Raw genomic sequence first — 24,481 nt, 5'->3', positions numbered from 1 at the left:
GAACATGACAACATAATTTAACAAAATAATAATTTCTATTTGCTATAATATATTGTATTTATTTTTAGAGGTGTTGCTTTTGAAAAAGTTTTTAAAATTCAAGGGGATGAAAATATGTTTAATGCTATATCTACTGATTTTTTTAAGTAGTTGTAGCACAAATAATAAAATAGTAGGCCAACGATTTGAAATACAACAACATAATGAAACAATAGGTAGTATTTACTTTTCAGCAGACTATGCACATATAAGAGGTATAGAAAAAGGCACTGCAAAATATTTCATAGACAAAGTAGGCAGCAAACGTTACTTATTTATTGAATATATTCCGGATAATGTATTGAATTGCAAGCCGGACTTTTGGAAAACGTTAAAATATAAAAAGGACAAGGTAACATATTATGTATATCTCATTGAAAATTTAGATGATGAAGTATTCCATTTAAGTGCATTACAAGACATGAACCGTATACCAATTGACATTGCAGATGATGTGGCAACAATGGGTAAATCACCACATCAAAATGACAGAATGACACTAAAATTAAATAAAAATAACTGATAATAGTAGACGAATGATATAACGATATGTATTGAGCATTATAACAATCATATCAATGCATCAATTCGTCTACTTTTTTATATTTTTAAACATAACCACTGCTAGAATGTCATAAAATCGTTATAATTATAATGTAAATGATTTTGGAGGAATAACGCATGGACTTTTGGTTATATAAACAAGCACAACAAAATGGACATCATATTGCGATAACAGACGGTCAAGAATCTTATACTTATCAAAATTTATACTGTGAAGCGAGTCTATTGGCTAAAAGACTCAAGGCTTATCAACAATCTCGTGTTGGGCTATACATAGATAATTCGATTCAATCGATCATTTTAATACATGCATGTTGGTTGGCAAATATTGAAATTGCGATGATTAATACAAGGTTGACACCTAATGAGATGACGAATCAGATGAAGTCAATCGATGTACAATTGATTTTTTGTACCTTGCCACTGGAATTACGAGGGTTTCAAATTGTATCGCTGGATGATATTGAATTCGCTGGAAGGGATATTACAACGAACAGTTTGTTGGACAACACAATGGGTATCCAATATGAAACATCGAATGAAACTGTGGTGCCGAAAGAGTCGCCGTCCAACATATTAAATACATCATTTAATTTAGATGACATTGCATCGATTATGTTTACATCAGGGACAACGGGCCCTCAAAAAGCGGTGCCACAAACGTTTCGTAATCATTATGCCAGTGCAATCGGATGTAAAGAGAGCTTGGGATTTGATCGTGACACTAATTGGCTATCTGTCTTGCCGATTTATCATATTTCGGGTCTCAGTGTACTTTTAAGAGCTGTTATTGAAGGTTTTACTGTGCGCATTGTTGATAAATTCAATGCCGAACAAATTTTAACGATGATTAAAAATGAACGAATCACGCACATTTCGCTTGTGCCACAAACTTTAAATTGGCTTATGCAACAAGGTTTACATGAACCTTATAATTTACAAAAAATATTACTCGGCGGTGCTAAATTATCTGCCACTATGATAGAGACGGCATTACAATATAACCTGCCAATTTATAATTCATTTGGTATGACTGAGACATGTTCGCAATTTTTAACAGCAACACCGGAAATGTTGCATGCACGTCCTGACACTGTAGGGATGCCAAGTGCCAATGTTGACGTAAAAATTAAAAATCCTAATAAAGAAGGTCATGGAGAATTAATGATTAAAGGCGCCAATGTGATGAATGTATATTTGTATCCAACAGATTTAACGGGTACGTTTGAAAATGGTTATTTTAATACGGGTGACATTGCTGAAATAGATCATGAAGGTTATGTCATGATTTATGACCGACGTAAAGATTTAATTATTAGTGGCGGTGAAAATATTTATCCATATCAAATTGAAACGGTAGCGAAGCAATTTCCAGGTATCAGTGACGCAGTATGTGTAGGGCATCCTGATGATACTTGGGGCCAAGTGCCTAAATTATATTTTGTCAGTGAAAGTGACATTTCAAAGGCACAATTGATTGCATATTTATCACAACATTTAGCGAAATATAAAGTACCGAAACACTTTGAAAAGGTTGATACTTTACCTTATACATCAACAGGTAAATTACAAAGAAATAAGTTGTATAGAGGATGATTTGATGAAGTTGACAGCTTTGCATTTTTATAAATATAGTGAGCCATTTAAGTCACAAATTGTAACACCGAAAGTCACTTTAACGCATCGTGATTGTTTGTTTATCGAATTGATTGATGACAAAGGAAATGCATATTTCGGGGAATGTAACGCTTTTCAAACAGATTGGTATGATCATGAAACAATTGCCTCAGTGAAACATGTAATTGAGCAATGGTTCGAAGATAATAGAAATAAATCATTTGAAACGTATGAAGCAGCACTAAAATTAGTAGATTCATTGGAAAATACGCCTGCTGCAAGGGCAACTATTGTCATGGCATTGTATCAAATGTTTCATGTACTGCCTTCATTTTCAGTAGCATATGGAGCGACAGCGAGCGGCTTATCAAATAAACAACTAGAGTCATTAAAAGCAACAAAGCCGACCAGAATTAAATTAAAATGGACGCCTCAAATCATGCATCAAATTAGAGTGTTACGGGAATTAGACTTTCACTTTCAATTGGTTATAGATGCAAATGAGTCCTTGGATCGTCAAGATTTCACACAGTTACAGTTATTAGCGCGTGAACAGGTTCTTTATATCGAAGAGCCATTTAAAGATATCTCCATGCTTGATGAAGTAGCGGATGGAACAATACCTCCAATAGCCCTTGATGAAAAGGCAACATCGTTGTTGGACATAATTAATTTGATAGAATTATACAATGTGAAAGTTGTTGTATTAAAACCATTTCGTCTAGGTGGCATTGATAAAGTGCAAACGGCAATTGATACTTTGAAAAGTCATGGTGCAAAAGTGGTTATTGGCGGCATGTACGAATATGGTTTAAGCCGCTATTTTACAGCGATGCTTGCTCGTAAAGGTGATTATCCAGGAGATGTTACACCAGCAGGTTATTATTTTGAACAAGATGTGGTGGCGCATTCAGGCATATTAAAAGAGGGGCGACTCGAATTTCGCCCCCCTTTAGTGGATATAACTCAATTACAACCATATTAATGGTTATGTTTATGTGAATGCTTGCTTGCTGACTTGTCTTTTTTTAACGGAACAGGGTCAAAGCCGCCTTTATGAAGCGGATGACATTTTAAAATACGACGGATACCTAAATAAAGGCCTTTGAAAGCACCGTGGTATTGAATCGCTTCTCTAGTGTACTCTGAACATGTTGGATAAAAACGACAAGTTGGTGGAGTGAGTGGCGAAATGAAACGTTGATAAAAATGAATCATCGCCAAGAATATCTTTTTCATAATTAATGCCTCCAACGATAGTAATTAACTATTATATTAACATACAATGTAGGGATGTGATGCGCGTGAAGTTTAGGGATAAAGATAATCGTCAAGTTAATTTGACATTTAAAAAGGATAATGAGATAGCAGATGGCAATCATGTGCTAGCTATTCCAACGTTTAAAAATCAATTGCTTTTTACCAAACATAATTTACGGGGGATTGAATTTCCTGGTGGTAAAAGGGAACGCGGGGAAAGTAGTGCTGAAGCAGTTACACGTGAATTATATGAAGAAACAGGCGCCAAAGTTAAAAATATTTATTACATAGCACAATATACCATTGAAACACATGATCAAACTGATTTTGTAAAAGATGTATATTTTATCGAAGTTGAATCATTGGTAAGCAAGAACGATTATTTAGAAACAGCAGGGCCAGTGTTGTTTAACTGTATCAATGATATTGAACTCGCACAACGGAGTTTCTTACTGCAAGATAGTACCATTTTAAAATGCGTAGAGAGGGTGCAATCACTTGGGTTTTATCAAACGTAAACGAATGCCAATTGAATATTTTACGCATCAATTCGAAGAAATTACATATTTGTCAGATGACTTACAAGTAAAAGCTTTAATGATGACACCACATCATGAAGTAAATCGCATTGTAGTTTATTTGCGAGGTGGCAAAGGTCAAGTAGGACGTGTGCGCGCAGGTAGATTAATGCAATTTTCAGATAGTCAAACTTTAGTGATTGGGCCATACTACCGAGGTAACAATGGGAGTGAAGGCAAAGACGAATTTTACCGTGGCGATTTAAATGATGTGACGCAATTATTAAGGTTGCTACATGATAAATATCCACATGCATTTATCCACATGGTTGGTTTTTCGCGAGGTGGTTTACAAGGATTGTTGACATTTCAAGACTTACCAGTAACAAGTTATACAATCTGGGGTGGTGTCTCAGATATTGATTTAATGTATGAAGAACGTGTCGATTTAAGAGGCATGCTACGAAGAATGATTGGTCATCCGAAAAAAGATCGAGCGGCATATGAGGCACGCCAAGCGATTCCAAACATTAATGAAAACAGTCCGCCAATATTAATTGTACATGGAGGGAAAGACCAGCAAGTTGGTATTCATCATGCGTATTATTTAGCGGACCAACTAGAGTTAAAAGGTGCCACGCATGAAACATTTTATCAAATGGCAGAAGGACATGTGCCAAGACCACCAGCGATGGTTGAAACATTGACTTATATTAAAGAGTTTATGAACCAAGTTGAGTCGCATAGCTAGTATGAAACGTGGTGTGCGCATGGGAACTATCAAGCTTTGAAGATGTGGTACTACATGCGTTGAATTAGGGATCGGTACTTTATATGAAGACGTGCTGCTTCCATTAAATGAGTGATGCGATTTTGGCATGAAGGTCACCTTAAATGTACATTGTTGTAATAAAATTGCCTATAAATTTTTAGCACATAAAATAAGAGGAGCCAACCATTGTTAGACTATAACAACGGTTGGCTCTTTAATTGTAAAAAGAAAACCATACGCTATGCGTATGGTTCAGAAAAGGTTCTACCATTGTCACAAAAAATGCATCTCTACGTGCTAGAATAAATATTGGTCAGCCAACCAAAATAATCAACACGAGGAGATGCTATTTAATGTCATCTGACACAAACAGTTTAGCACATACAAAATGGAATTGTAAGTATCATATTGTCTTTGCACCTAAATACAGAAGACAAGTGATATATGGAAAAATAAAAAAAGATATAGGGATTATATTGCGTCAATTATGTGAAAGAAAAGGTGTAGAGATAATTGAAGCAGAGGCATGTAAAGATCATATCCATATGTTAGTTAGTATACCACCCAAACTTGGGGTATCATCATTTGTTGGCTATTTAAAAGGAAAAAGTAGTTTAATGATATTTGATAGACATGCTAACTTAAAGTATAGATATGGAAATAGAAAGTTTTGGTGTAAAGGATTTTATGTGGATACAGTAGGTAGAAATAAAAAAGTGATTGAAAATTATATTCGTAATCAATTACAAGAGGATATCGTTGCAGACCAAATCTCAATGGAAGAATATTTAGATCCTTTCACTGGAGAGAAAAATAAAAAAAGAAAGAAAAAAGAGTAACCCTTTAGGGTTGCTGGAATAGTAGTGCAGTTGGCTGACTTGTCAGTGCCCTTTTAGGGCTGGCCAGTAAGGAAGGCTTATAGCCGCAGAACAAACCACCCGTTCACACGGGTGGTTTTGATTTAGTATTCAAATTTATTTGTTGAAGCTACCTTTTTCAGCAATATGTTCAACTTTTTCACCAAATTTTTCGAAGTTCTTTTCAAAACGTTGAATTAAATCTTCTGCTTGTGCTTTATATTTCTCTTTGTCGCTCCAAGCATTAATTGGATTTAAAATTGTTTTCGGTACATCTTCAATTTCTACAGGAATGCTTAAACCAAACGTACTATCTTTTGTATATTCTGCATTTTTCAATTTGCCAGAAATCGCTTGGTTTACCATTTGACGTGTGTAATGTAAGCTGATTCTACGTCCTACACCATATTTTCCGCCAGTCCATCCAGTATTAACAAGATAAACATCAACATCATGTAAATCGATAAGTTCACCTAATAGATCAGCGTAAACAGTAGGGTGTAACGGGAAGAACGGTGCTCCGAAACATGTTGAGAATGATGGTTCAGGTTCTGTCACACCACGCTCTGTACCAGCTAATTTAGAAGTGAAACCACTCAAGAAATGATACATTGCTTGGTCTTTATTTAACTTTGAAATCGGTGGAATAACACCAAATGCATCCGCAGTTAAGAAAATAATTGTATTTGGATGTGCTGCTTTAGATGGTACTACAATATTGTCAATGTGATTAATTGGATAAGCGGCACGCGTGTTTTCTGTATAACGATTGTCTTCAAAGTCCACTGAACCATCTTCTGCAACTACAGTGTTCTCTAAAATTGCACCATATTTGATTGCGTCAAAAATCTGTGGTTCTTTTTCTTTGGAAAGATTAATTGCTTTTGCATAGCAGCCACCTTCGATATTAAAGACCCCGTTTTTATTCCAGCCGTGTTCATCATCACCGATTAGTTTACGGTGTGGGTCAGCCGATAAGGTTGTTTTACCAGTGCCAGATAGACCAAAGAATAATGCAACATCGCCTTTTTCACCAACGTTTGCTGAGCAATGCATGCTCATAATATCTTGCATCGGTAAGAGATAATTCATTACAGAGAAGATACCTTTTTTCATTTCACCAGCGTATTCAGTACCGCCGATTAAAATGACTTTGTGTTTAAATGAAATAATGACAAAGGTTTCAGATTTAGTACCATCAACTTCTGGATCTGCTTTAAAATGTGGTGCAGAAACGATAGTGAAGTTAGGTTTAATCTTTGTAGCTTCTTCTTTTGATTCAGGTCTAATAAACATATTTTTAGCAAATAAATTATGCCATGCTAATTCATTGATGACTGTAAGTTTTAACATTGTATCTTTATCGCTACCAGCGTAGCCTTTAAATACGTATAGTTCATCTTTTTTATCTAAATAGTCTAGTACTTTATGGTATAACTTCAAGAAAGTTTCTTCATCGATAGGTTGATTAATTTCTCCCCAATCAATGTTATCTCTATATGAAGGTTCAGAGACAAAAAATTTGTCTTTAGGCGAACGACCAGTATATTTTCCAGTACTTGCATTAACAGCACCAAGTTCTGTTAATACCCCTTCGTTATTGTCTAAGATTTTATTATAAAGTTGTGTCGTCGAAAGTTGAAAATGTGACGTTGGTTTTTTCAGTAATTTGTCAATTTTAGTTGTTTCAGTGTATGTGTCTACTGACATCCTAAATCCCTCCAAAGCGATAATTTAAATGTAAGCCTTTACATTTAATTAGTATAACACATTAACATAATTAATCTACAATATTTTACTGTAAATTTATTTGTGAAAAATTGACATTAATTCATTAATTAGGTACTATTATTTTTAACGGATTCTCTTATCCTGAGTGGTGGAGGGACATGGACCCAATGAAACCCAGCAACCTCTTTTTTATAAAAGAAAGGTGCCAAACCGTTTGCAGACAAATAGGTCTGAACGATAAGAGCGAATGGACGTATTAGGCCTTCTCTCTATATTAATAGTTAGAAGGTCTTTTTTATTTAGCTCACAGAGAGAGAATTTTCGTAATATAAATTTAAAGGAGCAAACTATGTTAAATAACAAACGATTATTTACTTCAGAGTCTGTTACAGAAGGACACCCAGATAAAATCGCTGACCAAGTGTCAGATGCAATATTAGATGCTATTTTAAAAGACGATCCAAATGCACGTGTAGCTTGTGAAACAACTGTTACAACAGGTATGGCATTGATCGCCGGCGAAATTTCTACAACAACATATGTTGATATTCCGAAAGTTGTTAGAGAAACAATTAAAGAAATTGGATACACAAGAGCAAAATATGGTTATGATTATGAAACAATGGCAATTTTAACTGCGATTGATGAACAATCACCTGACATTGCACAAGGCGTGGATAAAGCATTAGAGTATCGTGATAAAGATAGCGAAGAAGAAATTGAAGCAACAGGTGCAGGTGACCAAGGTTTAATGTTTGGTTACGCAACGAATGAAACAGAGACGTATATGCCTCTAGCAATTTATTTATCACATCAATTGGCAAAACGTTTATCAGATGTGCGTAAAGATGGTACGTTAAATTATTTACGACCAGACGGTAAAGTTCAGGTCACTGTTGAATATGATGAAAATGATAACCCAGTACGTATTGATACGATTGTCGTATCAACACAACATGCTGAGGATGTGACACTTGAACAAATTCAAGAAGACATTAAAGCACATGTCATTTATCCAACTGTTCCAGAAAACTTGATTAATGAACAAACTAAATTCTACATCAATCCTACAGGACGCTTTGTAATCGGTGGACCTCAAGGTGATGCAGGATTAACAGGACGTAAAATCATTGTTGATACGTACGGTGGCTATGCACGTCATGGTGGCGGATGCTTCAGTGGTAAGGATCCTACAAAAGTAGACCGTTCAGCTGCATACGCTGCACGTTATGTGGCTAAAAATATTGTTGCAGCAGGTTTAGCAGATCAATGTGAAGTACAATTGGCATATGCGATTGGTGTTGCAGAACCAGTGTCAATTGCAATTGATACATTTGGAACAGGTAAAGTTTCTGAAGGGCAACTTGTCGAAGCAGTTAGAAAACACTTTGACCTAAGACCTGCAGGTATTATTAAAATGCTTGATTTGAAACAACCGATTTACAAACAAACTGCTGCTTATGGTCATTTTGGACGTACAGATGTCTTATTCCCATGGGAAAAATTAGACAAAGTGGAAGAATTAAAAGACGCAGTAAAATAATAAGATGAATTGAATATAGCTAAATAAAAGATTTTCGGTATATAAATGATAATATGTATCGAAAATCTTTAGCTTTTCTATTATAATTAAAGTTATTCATATATTAAAAAGGAGCGTTGTTGTGATGGATTTATCTTCACCGATAGTCATTGGACTCATTATTGCAGTAGTCATTGCATTAATCTTTTTTGTCCTTTTTTTAGTTGCCTTAGGTAGTAAGAAAAAAGTTAAGCGACAAACAGAAGAAAAGTATGAACAACAAGAACAAAACATTAAAAAGTCTCATGAAGAAGCTTTAGAGAAAGAGCGTATTCAAAATAAAAAGACAATTACAAAACAACAAGAAGATTATAATCACATGGTTAGTACAAAAGATCGTGAGATTGACGCATTAAAATTGTTCTCGAAAAATCATAGTGAATATGTAACGGACATGAGATTAATTGGTATTCGTGAAAGATTAGTTAAAGAAAAACGAATTCGACCAGAAGATATGCACATTATGGCAAATATCTTTTTACCAAAGGATGGCTTTAATAATATTGAACGAATTAGTCATTTAGTATTAACAAGAACTGGTCTTTATATTATTGATTCTCAATTGTTAAAAGGTCATGTTTATAATGGTATTAGTGGCGGTCAATTTAAAGATTTACCACCAATGGAACAAGTATTTGATACATTGGATTTAGATAAATCTAGACCGCAAACTATTGTGATGGATCAAAATGATGACAAACGTTCATTATCATTTGTAAATTATTCAGATCAAATTGAGGCGATTAAACAATTGGCTGAAGACTTACAAAAAGAATTAGGTGCCAAATATACACCAACTTCAATTTTATACTTTAATCTTAAAAATGAAGGCGATGTAACGATTTCAAATTATAATCAAAATAGTGCTGTCAAAGTGCTTGTCGGTGCTGAACAATTAGACGAGTTCTTTAACAAATTTGTATTCCATGGTCGTATTCAATACAACGTGGAAGACTTACAACAAATGATGGATAAAATTGAATCATTCAATTAAATGTTAGGCTGAAGTGATGACTATATGTTGTTACTTCGGCTTTTTTAGTTTGTCATAAATTAAACAGAATTACTTTTACAATTTGATTAATATTTGAGAGATATTACTAGAATTTTAGTGGTTGATTGCTCTAAGTGTTTTTTCTCATGTATTCAACTCAGATTTGTTATGATAACAGGGTATAATACATCAAAAAGGTGAGGCGATATTTATGGAGGTTAAAACATTTTATAATGGAAACACGATGCCACAAATTGGTTTAGGGACATTTCGTGTGGAAAATGATGAAAATTGCATGGAAAGTGTTAAGTATGCCATTGAACAAGGATATCGTAGTATTGATACCGCAAAAGTTTATGGGAATGAAGAACAAGTAGGTGCTGGCATTCGTGCCGGATTGGAGTCAACTGGTATTGCTAGAGAAGACTTATTTATTACTTCAAAATTATATTTTGAGGATTTCGGTCGTGAAAATGTAGCAGCTGCTTACGAAGCTAGTTTATCTAGATTAGGTTTAAAATACTTAGATTTGTATCTAGTACATTGGCCAGGTACGAACGAAGCCGTAATGGTTGATACATGGAAAGGTATGGAAGATTTATATAAAAATAATAATGTTAAAAATATAGGTGTCAGCAATTTTGAACCTGAACATTTGGAAGCTTTGTTGGCACAAGTGTCAATTAAACCTGTAATTAATCAAGTTGAATATCATCCATATTTAACCCAACATAAATTGAAATTATATTTGGCAGCACAACGTATCGTGATGGAATCTTGGTCACCATTGATGAATGCACAAATTTTAAATGATGAGACAATTAAAGACATTGCTCAAGAATTAGGAAAGTCACCTGCCCAAGTTGTTTTAAGATGGAATGTGCAGCATGCTGTGGTTACAATCCCTAAATCGGTGACACCAAACAGAATCTCTGAAAATTTCCAAATATTTGATTTCGAATTATCAGATGAACAAATGACGCGAATTGATGGTTTAAATCAAGATAAGAGAATTGGACCTGATCCAAAAAAATTTGAAGGCTAGATTAAAATCGCTCAACTGATGAAAAGGTTAGATGAATTGTCAGGGCTTGGGACATTAAGTTCTTAGGCAATGTAAAAAAGCTGATTTCTATTAATTATTTGATAGAAATCAGCTTTTTTGATATGTATTTTATAATGTACAGCTCGTTGAGCTGCTATTTTCCTTATATTAAGTGCCATTAATACAAAACCTAGCTCTCGTTTAACTTTATTTATTCCTCGAACTGACGTTCGAGTTAAACCCAAAATAGCCTTCATAAATCCAAAAACAGGCTCTACATCAATTTTTCTTTGACTATAGATTTTTTTCGTTTCTGGTTCAGAAAGCTTTTGATTAATTTGGACTTTAAAGTATTCCCAATTATAATTCTTCATGATTTTCTTATTGGATTTTGAATTTGGTTTCATGCATTGTTGCCTCAAAGAACATGCTGAACAGTCATCGCATTCATATAGTTTGAAGTCTCGTTTAAAACCATATCTATCATTACGGTATGCATATCTTTTAAAACCTATTCTTTTGTTATTAGGACATATAAATTCATCATTAAGTTCGTCATATTTCCAATTTTGAGTGTCGAAAATGTCACTTTTAAACTTTCTAGTTTTATCTTTAATAAACATGCCATACGTAATAAGTGGCGTTTTATTAAAATCATCTATAATGGCCATATAGTTTTGCTCACTACCATAACCTGCATCAGCTACAAATAACCGAAGGTATTTTGAATCATTGTTAAAAATGGAATTAAAGTTCTAGTATCTGTCGGGTTTTGAAATAGGTCATAGGATAAAACAAATTGAGAATTTGTCGCTATTTGTAAATTGTATCCTGGCTTAAGTTGGCCATTTTTCATATGGTCTTCCTTCATTCTCATAAAAGTTGCATCATGATCAGTTTTAGAAAAACTATTTCTATCTTTAAGAATCGATTTTTGTTCTTCATATTTATTTTTTCTTTCGGAATAATCATCAAATTTCTTTTTGAACTTCTTAATCTCAGTTCTTTTTTTACGGGTCTGTTTTCTAATTTGAGCACAATCTTCGTTCTCAATAGAATGATTTAAATCTTCGATTTCTTTATCTAAATGACTACCAATTAAATCTATTTCTTCTATTGTTAAATCGCTATCTCCATCTTCTTTTATCTCTGGTATTATTTTTTCTTCAACTAAGTCACGATATAATGCTTTTGAATTTTCGTTCAATTTCGATTCGTGATTTTGAATACTTTTCTTCCACACAAATGTATATCTATTGGCATTAGCTTCTACTTTTGTACCATCAATAAAAATTGAATTATTATCAATAAGATTTTGCTTTAAACATTGACTATGGAACTGAATAAATAAAGATTCAATTAACGCATCAGTATTAGGATTCACTCTAAAACGATTAATAGTTTTATAAGAAGGTGTTTGATTTTGAGCTAACCACATCATTCGAATACTGTCATGAAGTAATTTCTCTATTCTTCGACCAGAAAATACAGATTGAGTATATGCATATAAGATGATTTTTAACATCATTTTTGGATGATAGGATGTTGCGCCACGATGATGTCTGAATTCATCGAATTCGCTATCAGGTATCGTTTCAACAATTTCATTAACATATCGCGAAATATCATTTTGAGGAATTCTAACAGAGGTTTCTATTGGTAGTGTAAGTTGGGCAAAGTGTCTTATTTTTTAAAGTATGTAAAAGTAAAATTACATGTTAATACGTAGTATTAATGGCGAGACTCCTGAGGGAGCAGTGCCAGTCGAAGACCGAGGCTGAGACGGCACCCTAGGAAAGCGAAGCCATTCAATACGAAGTATTGTATAAATAGAGAACAGCAGTAAGATATTTTCTAATTGAAAATTATCTTACTGCTGTTTTTTTAGGGATTTATGTCCCACTCCCTTTATTTTCGACTAGTTTGGAGAATTTATTGACATTCACATTATTTAAACGGCAACAAAGATTATTGAAATTTGGTAGGCATTATATGGTGCTTAAAAATTTGCATGAAAATTAAAAAATGCTTCGTTCAGGAAGGTGTCGTAATTTACCTATTTGCTGAATGAAGCATTTTATTTTTAAATATGATAGCCAATATAACAAGCTATAAATCCAATGATGAATTGTAAAAGTGAATAATTGAGAAAAAGGTTAATATTAAATTTTGGCGTCATCATTAGTGTAAGTTCTTTGGCTAACGTTGAGAAAGTTGTTAAGCCACCTAAAAAACCGGTAACAAAGAACGCAGGGAACCATGAGATTGAAATTGATAAGCCTATAGTTAATCCAATTAAAAAACTACCAACTAGATTTACTATCAATGTTGCGATAGGTAACTTTGAAGTAAATTTATGATTAAAATAATCAGTAATGGCACTTCTAGCAATTGCGCCAAAACCGCCGCCAATCATGACTAAAATGATTGATATCATGATAAACCACCACCTAGTTTTATACCGACGTAACATAACAAAATACCAAAGACATAACTTGTTACAGCATATAGTAGTAAAGTTATAAATTGTTGATGATCAAACATATGTATTAATTCTAATTGAAATGTTGAAAAAGTCGTTAAAGCACCAAGAAAACCAGTCGTAATAGCTTTTTTTAGGGTCGGATGGTTTGAAAAAAATGCAATTGTTAAGGCTGTTAGCAATCCCATTACAAAGGCACCAGTCAAATTGGCTATCAGTGTTCCGATTGGAAAACCTCCGTCAGTATTCAGAAAAGAAATGAGGTAACGTAATAAAGCGCCTAAAGCACCACCGATAAAAATATATACATATTGCATTTGGTTCACCTCGAAAAGAAGTAGTTTGAATTTAAAAAAGAGGTTTTGGCAACGCGACGACAAAAATTGTCGATGCATTATCAAACCTCATTATATGTTATATCTTGTTGTATAACTATAGCGATTAGATGCATAGTTATGATTTCGAAAATCTAATATTTTTTATACGCAACAACGTTATCAAATTGTTTTACTCATTATAGCATGATACATTGTATTGTTTTGTATTAAGGCTACAATGACATATTAACTTTTTTAAATAAAACCGAATGTACGAACAATTGAAAAGATATGTACTAAAATAACAATTAGAATAATCCAAGGCAAACTTTTACTCGCAATTCTAATCCAATCTGCATCAGGCTTTAGTGATTTAATTGAACGATCTGCAAAAATTATAGACAAAATTAGTACAATTGAGTTAATAACACTGCAGAAAAGTATTAATTTAATAAAAGAATTAAAAAGTCCACTTAGGAAAACGTTATTTGTATTAAAGAAAAAGCTTAAAATAATCATTAAGCTAGATAAGTAAAAGTATTTTTTTGAACGAGACATGCTAGACCTCCTGGATGATTATCATTTACATATCGTATCATAAACAATCATAAAACAATAGTTTTATTAACTTGTAGACACAATGTTTGCTAAAGTCATTTTTAAAAAATATAGGCAAAAAATTAGCTATATATTATAAAAGCGTGATATAAATGTTTTATATAACAAAGAAATAAAAATCATTTTTTACAAATGGTTGTAAGAAAAAGACATGCAGATGTTGTTAAAATTTTAATAAGAATCAAGGAGGCTATATTATATGGCTAAACTAAATGTAGAAGTATTTGCGGACGGTGCAGATATTGAAGAAATGAAAGCAGCTTATAAAAACAAACAAGTGGATGGTTTTACAACAAATCCTAGTTTAATGGCTAAAGCGGGCGTAACAGATTACAAAGCTTTTGCTGAAGAAGCTGTGAAAGAAATTCCAGATGCTTCAATTTCATTTGAAGTATTTGCAGACGATTTAGAAACTATGGAAAAAGAAGCAGCAATTTTAAAACAATATGGCGAAAATGTATTTGTTAAAATTCCTATTGTAAATACAAAAGGTGAATCAACGATTCCTTTAATTAAAAAACTTTCAGCTGACAATGTGAGATTAAACGTTACGGCTGTTTACACAATTGAACAAGTTAAAGAAATAACTGAAGCAGTAACTGAAGGTGTGCCAACATATGTTTCAGTATTTGCAGGACGTATTGCAGATACAGGCGTAGATCCATTACCATTAATGAAAGAGGCTGTAAAAGTTACGCATAGTAAAGACGGCGTTAAATTATTATGGGCAAGTTGCCGCGAATTATTCAATGTGATTCAAGCTGATGAAATTGGTGCAGATATTATTACATGCCCAGCAGATGTTGTGAAAAAAGTGAATACAAACTTAGGTCGCGATATTAACGAATTATCAGTAGATACAGTTAAAGGCTTTGCGAAAGATATTCAATCTTCAGGTCTTTCTATTCTATAATATATAAATATATTTAAACCCTCATAGGCATTGTGCTTATGGGGGTTTTTCCATCATAGTTATTAATGAAGAAGAAGTCAAAATTCAGCTAAGTAAAAGCTCGAGTTATAAAAAAGTCTAAATTGATTCAACAGGAGTAGAAAAGGAAATTAGTCTTGCATATTTTAGAAAATGAATAAAAACAGTTACTATATGCAACTCAAGAATTAAATATTATTTAAGCCACATACCTATTAGAGTACAAAATATACAAGTTGTACTTATATCTAGGTATGTGACTTTTGATTTTAAGCGTAAAGTAAAAGTTTTTATGTTTGTATTAGTTCTAAATTATTTTGCACTTGATGACACGTATTTTTGAGTTTAAGTGGTGACTCAAGTTCAATAAAATAAATATCAGATAGATAATTTGAAAATAATATGAAAGGTTATCTCAAAATTATCTCCATATTATAAAGAGCAGAGCTAACAAGTTATTTAAGAAGTGCATGAATATTACAACTTCTAATCGTTTTGTTTTTATATAAATTAGGCCAAAAATCAAACCAGAATATAAGTAAGGTAAATAACCAATCCAAGTGTCAGATTCGTGTAATGATGCAAAAACTAAACTAGACACAATTAACCCTAAAAACAAGTGTTTTCTGAAGATAACCCTTATTATCATACCGCGAAAAACAATTTCTTCCACAATAGCGGGGATGATGGTAACAGTGAAAATAGAAATATAGAATGGTGTATTTCGTATTGCTTGCTCTAATTGTTGTTCATTTGCCGGTACGTCATGAAAATATAAATAAAGATTATCTAACCCATAAATTAATAGTGCACCGCCTATAATATAAATAACTTGAGACAATGTTAATTTTTTAAAAGAGAATAAATTGATTTTGAATAGCCTCAATAGAATTAAACCTACTAATACAATTAGCATGCTATAAAGTAAATGTACTTCACTGACAACTATGCCGATAAATAAAATGATAGTAATAAAAAATGCTGCCATTAAAGTTAAAAAATAATTTCCTCGTGTAACCGATAAATCATCGTAAAAAAAGTCTTTGAATTTTTGCATGCTAAATCCTTTCTTTTCATTTTTTAAAATTATTTTGAATGCAATATGATTAAGGCTAGATTCATAATATATGAAACATATTTACGATTAAAATTTATCATTGTACCTACCTAAAAAGCATTAGTTTGAAAAATTAGCAGACTGTATTTTAGCGTCAAATCACCATAAATGAAATTGTAATATGGATTTTTGTAGATTTGATACATATATTTCTGTAAAATATATAAAATACACTTTCAATTGACGCTAATGTTTAAAATTACGTCAATATTATAAAGGAGAGAAATCCTTAATTATGAATAAAGCATCATTTGATAAAAAAGTTAAAAAGCAATTATGGTTTTTGAACAAGAAGGAGAAACAAGCATTAGATCAACGATTGTCTTCTATATCTGATGATGACAGCGTTAACTTAAATAAGCCTGTTACCTTTGCTAATGCTTACTTAAGACAAAATGTATTTCGAAATAAAGAAACAAAAAGTTATAGTATGTTTGTTACATTAGTAGTGATGATGTTTGCTTATGTTGCTTTATTAGGTTTGTTTTTATTTGGGCTAATTACAAGTCTATCTGGCGTACAATTTTTCGTTAGTCCTAAGGTAGATTTATCTACAACTGTTGTTATTTTAACAATTATTGGAGCGATTTTATTAATGTTTGCTAGCATATATTTTATAAAAATTGTGACATCATACTTTACTAAGAAACTTTTAGAAATTAAATTTAATTCGAAATAGTATTTTCAATGAAGTGCTTCAAAGCTAAACTTTCATGACATTTTTTTGAAACTAGAGAAAATGGCTCATCAACTTCTAGCTGAATGCCTTCTTGAAAATGTATTAATGTTGAATTCTCTATGGCAGTCATACCAACAATATAATGTGCATTGATATAAATTTGTATCGGTGCACGTTTATGTTTTAACGGAAAAAGTATAGTTTTTGGGTTGATGTAAATAGGAACCAGTTTATTAATATTTAGTATGTTTTTTGCAGTCTCAATTAGCACACTTTGTGATGATAAATGCAATTTCGCATAATATGAAACGAGTTTGTTAATTGGAACTTTAAGAATGTAATCGCAATGTAAAAAGACACAATTTGTTTCGAGATGGTTTGAAGTAGCAGTTTGGATATAAAGTAGATATTTAGTAGAATTGTCTTGCAAATATAGTACTCCTCGTTTAATAAGTTGTTAATTTAATGGTTAAAATAAATTTATATGAAGATGTTAGGGTGTTTCAACATCATTAACACATCGACCGAAATTTCACAATAAACTAATTAAAATTATGTTGGCATTTACGCTTAACGGACATCTTAATTAATTTAATCGTTGAAAGCGATAATGACATGATTTCAGCAATTTCAAATTGCTTGTATCCTTCAAGGTATAGTTTGAGCCATAGTCTTTCTCTTTGATTTAAAAGCTTGAAGATATCTTGTAAACGAAGGTCATGTTCATTAAAGTATGTTGGTTGTTCAGTTAATGTTGGTGAATTATTCTCACATAAAATGACATCTTTTAATTGATTTTGTTGTCTGAATAAATCGATAAGGTAAAAATTTAATCGAGTGAATAAAAAAGAGGATAAAGATTGCTTGCTTGAGGGTTTATATATCTGACTCAATTGCCACATTTTTATCAAGAGTAGTTGATAATACTCATCATAATTATAGCTAATATTATATTTTTTTAAAAGATAGTGTATGATTTTCTGGTGTTTGTTGTATACGTCATTAAATTTCAAGTAGTCATTCTCCAAGTTATACGTATAACAAATATTTCCGGATAAAGTTAGAATAAAATATTTAGAAAAATCATTCATTTGCGTAATCGCTAAATTAAGTGTTAAATATAAGACATAAGTAATTAATTTAATGTGATATGATGTATTATTACTTTGCTAAATAGTAGATAGAACAAAATTTGTAATCGGGAGGTAACAATGGATTACGCACATTTAAATTTAGAACATTTTTTTGCACGAAACGACGATTTAGATGTTATAAGAGATCGCGCTGATTTCGTGATGATAAATAACTTCACTAATGAAATGATGTATCGTGATGGTCAAATTGAAGGCACGATTGATTTAAATCAGTACTATTATAAAAATAGATCAAATGCAGCAAGTTTTATTATGATGGATTATAAAAAAGAAACTAAGTAAACGAACAAAAGAATTTTTTGTTTTTTAATACGTGAATAATAAGATTATTGATATAAAGGTTTTCAAAGGTTATACAAAAAGATAAAACATTTATGATTCGTAGATCAACGTAAAGTAATGTTGATAAATGGTTTAAAACGTTTCATTTACATTACTGTTTATTTATGAATATGTAACAATGCATAGATAAAATTGTTAAACGGTTTTAATAATGTTAAACTTTATTATCGTAGTCAAACTGAATGTATAACAACAATGACCTAAGAGGTGTGGATATGAATAAACACAAGAAAGGTTCTATTTTTGGAATAATAGGACTTGTTGTCATATTTGCTGTTGTCTCATTTTTATTTTTCTCAATGATATCCGATCAGATATTTTTCAAACATGTTAAATCCGACATTAAGATTGAAAAGTTAAATGTTACATTAAACGATGCAGCAAAGAAACAAATAAATAATTATACGAGTCAACAGGTATCAAATAAAAAGAATGATGCATGGAGAGATGCATCTGCAACTGAAATTAAAAGTGCAATGGATAGCGGTACTTTTATCGATAATGAAAAGCAAAAATATCAATTTTTAGATTTATCAAAGTATCAAGGGATTGATAAAAATAGAATTAAACGTATGTTAGTAGATAGACCAACGTTATTGAAACATACGGATGATTTCTTAAAAGCTGCTAAAGATAAGCACGTTAACGAAGTTTATTTAATTTCACATGCATTATTAGAAACTGGCGCAGTTAAAAGTGAATTAGCTAATGGAGTCGAAATTGATGGCAAAAAGTACTACAATTTCTATGGAGTAGGAGCCCTTGATAAAGACCCAATTAAAACAGGTGCAGAATATGCTAAAAAGCATGGTTGGGATACACCTGAAAAAGCTATTTCAGGCGGTGCTGATTTCATTCATAAGCACTTCTTATCAAGCACAGATCAAAATACATTGTATAGTATGAGATGGAATCCAAAAAATCCAGGAGAACATCAATATGCTACAGATATTAAGTGGGCAGAAAGTAATGCAACAATTATCGCTGACTTTTATAAGAACATGAAGACTGAAGGAAAATACTTCAAATACTTTGTGTATAAAGATGACAGTAAACATTTGAATAAGTAATTTGATAAGCTACGAGTTGTTTTTATGACTCGGACATACTAAAAAGACGCTTTCTATCTTGTTTTGATAGAAAGCGTCTTTTTGCATTAGAGAAAACACATTGATTGATAATCCCACCAATGCAAGTGGGGCAGGACATCGATAAAGAATTACTTTTTCTTTAGAAATTAGTATTTCTTATGCATGAGTTTTACTCATGTATTCCTATTTTTAAGTACACATTAGTTATAGCTAATGATAAAGAACCACTACATAATAAATCATTAGTGTTTTTTTATCATTTCTGTCCCACTCTCATCGTGATTTGAAATTTTCAATTGCGATTTTAATTTCATCTCTTACACGTTGGAACTCTGACCAAGGCTTGCCTGCAGGATCATCAAATCCCCAATGTTCTTTCTTAACATTTGTTGGTAAAGAAGGGCAATTTACGTCTGCATCACTACATAATGTAACAACTAAATTTGAATTTTTAATAATATTATTATCGATTAAATCTGATGTATGATTTGATATATCAATGCCTACTTCTTTCATAGCTTCTATCGCTTTGGGATTAACACCGTGTGTTTCGATACCAGCAGAATATACATTCCAATCATCCGCTAAGATTTGTTTAGCCCAACCTTCAGCCATTTGACTTCGACATGAGTTGCCTGTACATATAAAATAAATTGTTTTTTTAGTCATAACAATCTCCTAATTAATTAAAATATGATAAGTGTTAGATACAACCCTATGAGGGTTATAAATAGTACTGGAATTGTAATGATGATACCAGTTTTAAAGTATGTGCCCCAAGAAATCTTAACATCTTTTTGTGTTAAGACGTGTAACCACAGTAATGTAGCTAAAGAGCCTATCGGTGTAATTTTTGGACCTAAATCAGAACCGATAACATTCGCATAAATTAGGCCTTCTTTTAACATGCCATGGACATTTGATTGACCAATAGCAATCGCATCTATTAAAACTGTAGGCATATTATTCATTATTGATGATAAAAACGCTGAAATGAAGCCCATTCCCAAAATAGTGCTAAATAGACCGTAATTGGAAATATATTCTAATATTTTAGCCAATATTAAAGTAATGCCAGCATTTCTTAAGCCGAATACGACGATATACATACCAATTGAAAATAATACTATATTCCAAGGTGCGCCCTTAATGACTTGCTTAATATTTACAGCATTTGATTTACGAGCCAACATTAGAAAAATAAAAGCAATGATTCCAGTGAAAATTGATACCGGAATTTTAGTAAATTTACTGATTAGATAGCCGAAAAGTAATATAACTAGAACAATCCATGAAATTTTAAATAGCTTTAAATCATTAATGGCATCTTTAGGATGCTTTATATTATTATCATCAAACGTTTTAGGTATCGCTTTTCTAAAATATAACCACAATACTATAATACTTGCTAAAAGCGAGAATAAATTAGGTATAATCATTCTACTAAAATATCGAACGAATCCTACATGAAAATAATCAGCAGATATAATATTCACTAGATTGCTCACGATTAAAGGTAAAGAAGTTGTGTCAGCTATAAAACCACTCGCAATAATAAAAGGGAATATGGCCCGCTTACTAAAACCTATATTTTTAACCATCGCTAATACAATAGGCGTTAAGATTAACGCTGCGCCATCATTTGCGAAAAATGCAGCAACAATGGCACCCAATAATATGATATAAACGAACATTTTTAAACCATTGCCTTTTGAAGCATGAAGCATGTGAATAGCTGACCATTCGAATAATCCAACTTTATCTAATATTAATGAAATAAGAATGACTGAGACAAAAGTCAAAGTAGCATTCCAAACAATACCTGTTACTTCGAAAACATCGGAAAAACTTACAACACCAGTAATAACAGCAATAAAGGCACCAGTTAGTGCGGTAATGCCAATATCTAGGCCTTTAGGTTGCCATAATACAAATAATAAAGTTACTAGAAAAATGAGTGTCGCTAAAGTTGTCATCATTAGCATTCACCAGTCTTAAGGTTATGACAAATACATCGTTGGTTAGAGGTATGAACCTTAGACAAGTTATTAATTACGGACTCAAAAATATTATGATTGAGCTGGTATAAATGTTTATTTCCGATTTTTCGTGTCGTAACTAAGTTGGTTTTTACTAATGCTTTCATATGATAGCTAAGTGTAGGTTGAGAGAATTGAAAATGTGCTAACAAATCACAAGCGCATAACTCTCCACAAGAAAGTAAATCTAGTATTTCTAATCTGCTTGAATCTGATAAAACTTTTAAAAATGTTGCTAGTTCTTTATACGTCATAACATACCTCCTAGACGTTAAATAGATTATCATCTATATAGATGAATGTCTATGTTCCTTTGGTATATTACACGATATGACTATGTAATTTAAATTTGGTTTTAGTATTAAAAGGGTATTAAAGATAAATTATAGATATTGATTTTGCAAAATATACTCTTTGTTCTGCATTGAAAAAGGTGATTAGCCATATCTTGAGTGTATGGCCAATCACCTTAGTTGAATTTATTTTGTAATCAAGGGTATTGATTAAGAAGCTTTGTTTTTACGACTAAAAATCATAAATAGAATTACTAATGAGATTAATATCTTTGCTATAAATTTCAATTTAATTCACCTCGTTAAAAATATTTTAACACAAACACTAAGGTTGATATTAAATGAAAAGTTTTAAATGGTTTAATGGTTGTGAAAGTGAAATAATAGCTTACCTTAATAAATTTTATTGGAAATACCAAATTGCTATAATTATAGGTAATAGTTTAAATATAATATTTTGAATTACAAAAGGATGGATGATATATGCGTGTAGCAATAATAGGCATGGGAACTGCTGGTGTAAGTGTATTGAGAGAGTTAGTTAAGCACCCGAAGTTTAATCAATTAGATATAGATTTATACGATGATAAAGTAAATATGGGACAGGGCGTACCATTTCAAAATGATAGTTCTGAGCTGCTAATTAATATGCCTTCGAAAAAGATGAGTTTAAATTTAGATGATGAGACTGAATTTTGGAAGTGGTATAAACAACAAACTGATTTTAATTTTGATGAACCTGCATATTTACCGAGATTTGTATTCGGACATTATATGAAATCTTATTTATCTATGTTCACGAAAAAATATCCAAATATATCAACTAATTATAATAAAGTTCAAGAGATTTATACAAATTCTAATATCGATGAAACGAATTTAACTTATTACATATGTACTACAAATTCAGGACAATCATGGCAAGCGTACGATTATGTATTTTTAACATGTGGTACATTTGCCTACCATGATCCATATAACTTAAAGGGTAAAAAAGGATATATCGCTACGCCTTATCCAACATATAATACGTTAGACGAAGTAAATGAACTGGACGATATTGCGATTATTGGTACAGGCCTTGCCAGTTTAGATGTTGTCCGTTATGTTGCTGCTCATCATCCAAAATTACCAATTACTATGACGAGTCGTTCTGCTCATTTACCAAGTGTAAGAGGTACAATGATAGACGTGACATTCAAGTACTTAACTAAAGACAAATTAAATGACATTAAAAAACATCATTTCGGCAATGCACCGCTTGATACTTTAGTTTCTTTATTTTTAAAAGAATGTGCTGAATATGACATTGATTTTAAAAAATTAGTACATAGACGTACAGGAAATCATATTGCAGATTTGAAGTATGATTTAGCGCGTCCAACAGAAATGGGCATTTTCCAAAGTATGATTGAACATTTGAAAGAGAATTTAAATTGGATATGGAATAGCTTAAGTATTGAAGACCAACATCAATTTAATCAAAAATACTCAAAGATGATTCAATTAAATTCAAATCCAATGCCTCCAAGAACTGCTGAACTAATTATTGAATTAATAGAAAATAAGTCTTTAATTTTGAAAAAAGATTTAGAAGATGTGAAACATGATGGCAAGTTGTATTATTTTTCATACAAAAACCAAGAATCAGTAGACATATATAATGTTGTCATTAACGCGACAGGTGCAAAAAGTCATTTAAATGAATTGGATCAAGATGATCAATTAATTAGAAATCTTGAAAATAGACAAATTGTACAAGCACACCCAATGGGAGGCATACAAATCATTCCGGAAACCAATCAAGTTATTAGTCCAAGGTTTGGAACATTAACAAATATGATTGCGATAGGTCAAATGACAAACGGTGTTAATAAACTACGAAACGGTGTGAAAATGATTGTAGAACAAGTTGCGCATACAGTATCTCAATTATATGATGCTTTAGAATCGAATGAGCAACAACAGCGCAGTGACAATCAATAATTTGTAACTAGAAGATAATAAAGAGAACGCTCTATAGAGACGAATTGAAGGTTTGATTTTAATGTCTGTTAGTAAGAATCATATCAATGAGATGCCTATAGTACTCAGATTATATTAAATTAAAACCGTCATTAATTGTTTTTTCAGAAAACATATAGTATCATTTTAAATGTAGTTGACATACTACGTACTCAAATAATCTATAACAATTTCATATATAATTCTTTCGGGGCAGGGTGAAATTCCCAACCGGCAGTAAATAAAGCCTGCGACCTGCTAATATGTTTCATATTAGTGGCTGATCTAGTGAGATTCTAGAGCCGACAGTTAAAGTCTGGATGGGAGAAAGAATGTTAATTATCGACAAAGATAATGTAGCGTATTTGTAAAAATGTGTACAAATAGGCTTATTTAACGATAAATTTTTCTCCTTGCATCTTAATTCATGATGTG

At 32.0% G+C, this 24,481-nt stretch carries 25 protein-coding genes, 1 pseudogene and 2 riboswitches; of the genes and pseudogenes, 14 read left to right on the top strand and 12 right to left on the bottom strand.

Annotated features, from left to right (window positions below):
- Positions 1-106: 106 nt before the first annotated feature.
- The 3 genes from AA076_RS09145 to menC all read left to right on the top strand — a co-directional run bounded on the left by AA076_RS09145 (position 107) and on the right by menC (position 3,205).
- Positions 107-562 (top strand): DUF4909 domain-containing protein, encoded by a 456-nt coding sequence (locus tag AA076_RS09145; RefSeq protein WP_011443643.1) that lies wholly within the window; start codon positions 107-109, stop codon positions 560-562.
- A gap of 158 nt (positions 563-720) precedes the next feature.
- On the top strand, positions 721-2,199 hold the full coding sequence (menE, locus tag AA076_RS09140) for an o-succinylbenzoate--CoA ligase (protein ID WP_000348360.1): 1,479 nt from the start codon (positions 721-723) through the stop codon (positions 2,197-2,199).
- 4 nt (positions 2,200-2,203) lie between these two features.
- On the top strand, positions 2,204-3,205 hold the full coding sequence (gene menC / locus AA076_RS09135; protein ID WP_000778523.1) for an o-succinylbenzoate synthase: 1,002 nt from the start codon (positions 2,204-2,206) through the stop codon (positions 3,203-3,205).
- Here menC and yidD read toward each other — a convergent pair.
- Positions 3,202-3,459 carry a membrane protein insertion efficiency factor YidD gene (gene yidD / locus AA076_RS09130; RefSeq protein WP_000718107.1) on the bottom strand — a complete coding sequence of 86 codons (258 nt, stop codon included), beginning with the start codon at positions 3,457-3,459 and terminating at the stop codon, positions 3,202-3,204. The genes menC and yidD overlap by 4 nt on opposite strands.
- A 65-nt stretch (positions 3,460-3,524) precedes the next feature.
- On the opposite strand from yidD, the gene ytkD reads away from it, so the two are divergent.
- The 3 genes from ytkD (at position 3,525) to tnpA (ending at position 5,609) form a co-directional block, all read left to right on the top strand.
- The gene (gene ytkD / locus AA076_RS09125; RefSeq protein WP_000672014.1) at positions 3,525-3,998 is read left to right on the top strand and encodes an RNA deprotection pyrophosphohydrolase; all 474 of its coding nucleotides are present in this window, start codon (positions 3,525-3,527) and stop codon (positions 3,996-3,998) included.
- Positions 3,999-4,002: 4 nt separating this feature from the next.
- Entirely contained in the window at positions 4,003-4,749 is a 747-nt protein-coding gene (locus AA076_RS09120) for an alpha/beta hydrolase family protein (RefSeq protein WP_002868962.1), read from the top strand.
- 374 nt (positions 4,750-5,123) lie between these two features.
- Positions 5,124-5,609, top strand: coding sequence for an IS200/IS605 family transposase (tnpA, locus tag AA076_RS09115; protein ID WP_000093392.1), 486 nt, complete (start codon positions 5,124-5,126; stop codon positions 5,607-5,609).
- Positions 5,610-5,744: 135 nt separating this feature from the next.
- Here tnpA and pckA read toward each other — a convergent pair whose 3' ends face one another.
- Positions 5,745-7,337 (bottom strand): phosphoenolpyruvate carboxykinase (ATP), encoded by a 1,593-nt coding sequence (gene pckA, locus AA076_RS09110; RefSeq protein WP_000109906.1) that lies wholly within the window; start codon positions 7,335-7,337, stop codon positions 5,745-5,747.
- A 154-nt stretch (positions 7,338-7,491) separates the two neighbouring features.
- Positions 7,492-7,602, top strand: a riboswitch (SAM riboswitch).
- 105 nt (positions 7,603-7,707) lie between these two features.
- Here pckA and metK point away from each other — a divergent pair.
- The 3 genes from metK to AA076_RS09095 all read left to right on the top strand — a co-directional run bounded on the left by metK (position 7,708) and on the right by AA076_RS09095 (position 10,979).
- Positions 7,708-8,901, top strand: coding sequence for a methionine adenosyltransferase (gene metK, locus AA076_RS09105; protein WP_000933822.1), 1,194 nt, complete (start codon positions 7,708-7,710; stop codon positions 8,899-8,901).
- 124 nt (positions 8,902-9,025) lie between these two features.
- Positions 9,026-9,934: a nuclease-related domain-containing protein gene (locus AA076_RS09100; protein WP_000366154.1), complete on the top strand. Its 909-nt coding sequence runs from the start codon at positions 9,026-9,028 to the stop codon at positions 9,932-9,934.
- 211 nt (positions 9,935-10,145) lie between these two features.
- The gene (locus AA076_RS09095; RefSeq protein ID WP_000453320.1) at positions 10,146-10,979 is read left to right on the top strand and encodes an aldo/keto reductase; all 834 of its coding nucleotides are present in this window, start codon (positions 10,146-10,148) and stop codon (positions 10,977-10,979) included.
- 62 nt (positions 10,980-11,041) lie between these two features.
- Here the strand turns inward: AA076_RS09095 and AA076_RS15180 are convergent.
- The 4 genes and pseudogenes from AA076_RS15180 to AA076_RS09070 all read right to left on the bottom strand — a co-directional run bounded on the left by AA076_RS15180 (position 11,042) and on the right by AA076_RS09070 (position 14,336).
- Positions 11,042-12,666: pseudogene (locus AA076_RS15180) on the bottom strand (IS1182 family transposase).
- 396 nt (positions 12,667-13,062) lie between these two features.
- Positions 13,063-13,416: a fluoride efflux transporter FluC gene (locus AA076_RS09080; protein ID WP_000623471.1), complete on the bottom strand. Its 354-nt coding sequence runs from the start codon at positions 13,414-13,416 to the stop codon at positions 13,063-13,065.
- The gene (crcB, locus tag AA076_RS09075; protein WP_001200542.1) at positions 13,413-13,778 is read right to left on the bottom strand and encodes a fluoride efflux transporter CrcB; all 366 of its coding nucleotides are present in this window, start codon (positions 13,776-13,778) and stop codon (positions 13,413-13,415) included. The genes AA076_RS09080 and crcB overlap by 4 nt, the downstream gene beginning before the upstream one ends.
- Before the next feature lie 255 nt (positions 13,779-14,033).
- Entirely contained in the window at positions 14,034-14,336 is a 303-nt protein-coding gene (locus tag AA076_RS09070; protein WP_000091445.1) for a hypothetical protein, read from the bottom strand.
- A gap of 259 nt (positions 14,337-14,595) precedes the next feature.
- On the opposite strand from AA076_RS09070, the gene AA076_RS09065 reads away from it, so the two are divergent.
- Positions 14,596-15,309 carry a transaldolase gene (locus AA076_RS09065; RefSeq protein ID WP_001096494.1) on the top strand — a complete coding sequence of 238 codons (714 nt, stop codon included), beginning with the start codon at positions 14,596-14,598 and terminating at the stop codon, positions 15,307-15,309.
- A 439-nt stretch (positions 15,310-15,748) separates the two neighbouring features.
- Here AA076_RS09065 and sdpA read toward each other — a convergent pair whose 3' ends face one another.
- Positions 15,749-16,384: a CPBP family intramembrane glutamic endopeptidase SdpA gene (sdpA, locus tag AA076_RS09060; protein ID WP_001168904.1), complete on the bottom strand. Its 636-nt coding sequence runs from the start codon at positions 16,382-16,384 to the stop codon at positions 15,749-15,751.
- Positions 16,385-16,679: 295 nt separating this feature from the next.
- Here sdpA and AA076_RS09055 point away from each other — a divergent pair, with 295 nt between their 5' ends.
- Complete coding sequence (locus AA076_RS09055) at positions 16,680-17,123, top strand: hypothetical protein (RefSeq protein WP_001030465.1); 444 nt, start codon at positions 16,680-16,682, stop codon at positions 17,121-17,123.
- On the opposite strand, the gene AA076_RS09050 is transcribed toward AA076_RS09055, so the two are convergent.
- On the bottom strand, positions 17,110-17,553 hold the full coding sequence (locus tag AA076_RS09050) for a competence protein ComK (protein ID WP_001153742.1): 444 nt from the start codon (positions 17,551-17,553) through the stop codon (positions 17,110-17,112). The two genes, AA076_RS09055 and AA076_RS09050, sit on opposite strands and share 14 nt — an antisense overlap.
- A 112-nt stretch (positions 17,554-17,665) precedes the next feature.
- On the bottom strand, positions 17,666-18,136 hold the full coding sequence (sigS, locus tag AA076_RS09045) for an RNA polymerase sigma factor SigS (protein WP_000671063.1): 471 nt from the start codon (positions 18,134-18,136) through the stop codon (positions 17,666-17,668).
- A 198-nt stretch (positions 18,137-18,334) separates the two neighbouring features.
- Between sigS and AA076_RS09040 the strand changes: the two genes are divergently transcribed.
- Positions 18,335-18,559, top strand: a complete 225-nt coding sequence (locus tag AA076_RS09040) for a hypothetical protein (RefSeq protein ID WP_000384171.1) — start codon at positions 18,335-18,337, stop codon at positions 18,557-18,559.
- Positions 18,560-18,834: 275 nt separating this feature from the next.
- Complete coding sequence (sagB, locus tag AA076_RS09035; protein ID WP_001032833.1) at positions 18,835-19,689, top strand: peptidoglycan release complex glucosaminidase SagB; 855 nt, start codon at positions 18,835-18,837, stop codon at positions 19,687-19,689.
- Positions 19,690-19,983: 294 nt separating this feature from the next.
- On the opposite strand, the gene arsC is transcribed toward sagB, so the two are convergent.
- The 3 genes from arsC to AA076_RS09020 are packed head-to-tail and all read right to left on the bottom strand — an operon-like array spanning position 19,984 to position 22,003.
- Entirely contained in the window at positions 19,984-20,379 is a 396-nt protein-coding gene (arsC, locus tag AA076_RS09030) for an arsenate reductase (thioredoxin) (RefSeq protein WP_000163235.1), read from the bottom strand.
- Between the two features lie 17 nt (positions 20,380-20,396).
- Complete coding sequence (gene arsB, locus AA076_RS09025; RefSeq protein ID WP_000989123.1) at positions 20,397-21,689, bottom strand: arsenite efflux transporter membrane subunit ArsB; 1,293 nt, start codon at positions 21,687-21,689, stop codon at positions 20,397-20,399.
- Positions 21,689-22,003 (bottom strand): ArsR/SmtB family transcription factor, encoded by a 315-nt coding sequence (locus AA076_RS09020; RefSeq protein WP_000221179.1) that lies wholly within the window; start codon positions 22,001-22,003, stop codon positions 21,689-21,691. The genes arsB and AA076_RS09020 overlap by 1 nt, the downstream gene beginning before the upstream one ends.
- Before the next feature lie 522 nt (positions 22,004-22,525).
- On the opposite strand from AA076_RS09020, the gene AA076_RS09015 reads away from it, so the two are divergent.
- Positions 22,526-24,028 (top strand): FAD/NAD(P)-binding protein, encoded by a 1,503-nt coding sequence (locus AA076_RS09015; RefSeq protein ID WP_001261681.1) that lies wholly within the window; start codon positions 22,526-22,528, stop codon positions 24,026-24,028.
- Between the two features lie 218 nt (positions 24,029-24,246).
- A riboswitch (FMN riboswitch) is annotated at positions 24,247-24,382 on the top strand.
- Positions 24,383-24,481: the final 99 nt, after the last annotated feature.

Source organism: Staphylococcus aureus (assembly GCF_001027105.1).
GTDB classification, from domain to species: domain Bacteria; phylum Bacillota; class Bacilli; order Staphylococcales; family Staphylococcaceae; genus Staphylococcus; species Staphylococcus aureus.
The sequence above is the reverse complement of the archived record's forward strand: the minus strand, read 5'-3'. Positions and strand labels throughout refer to the sequence as shown.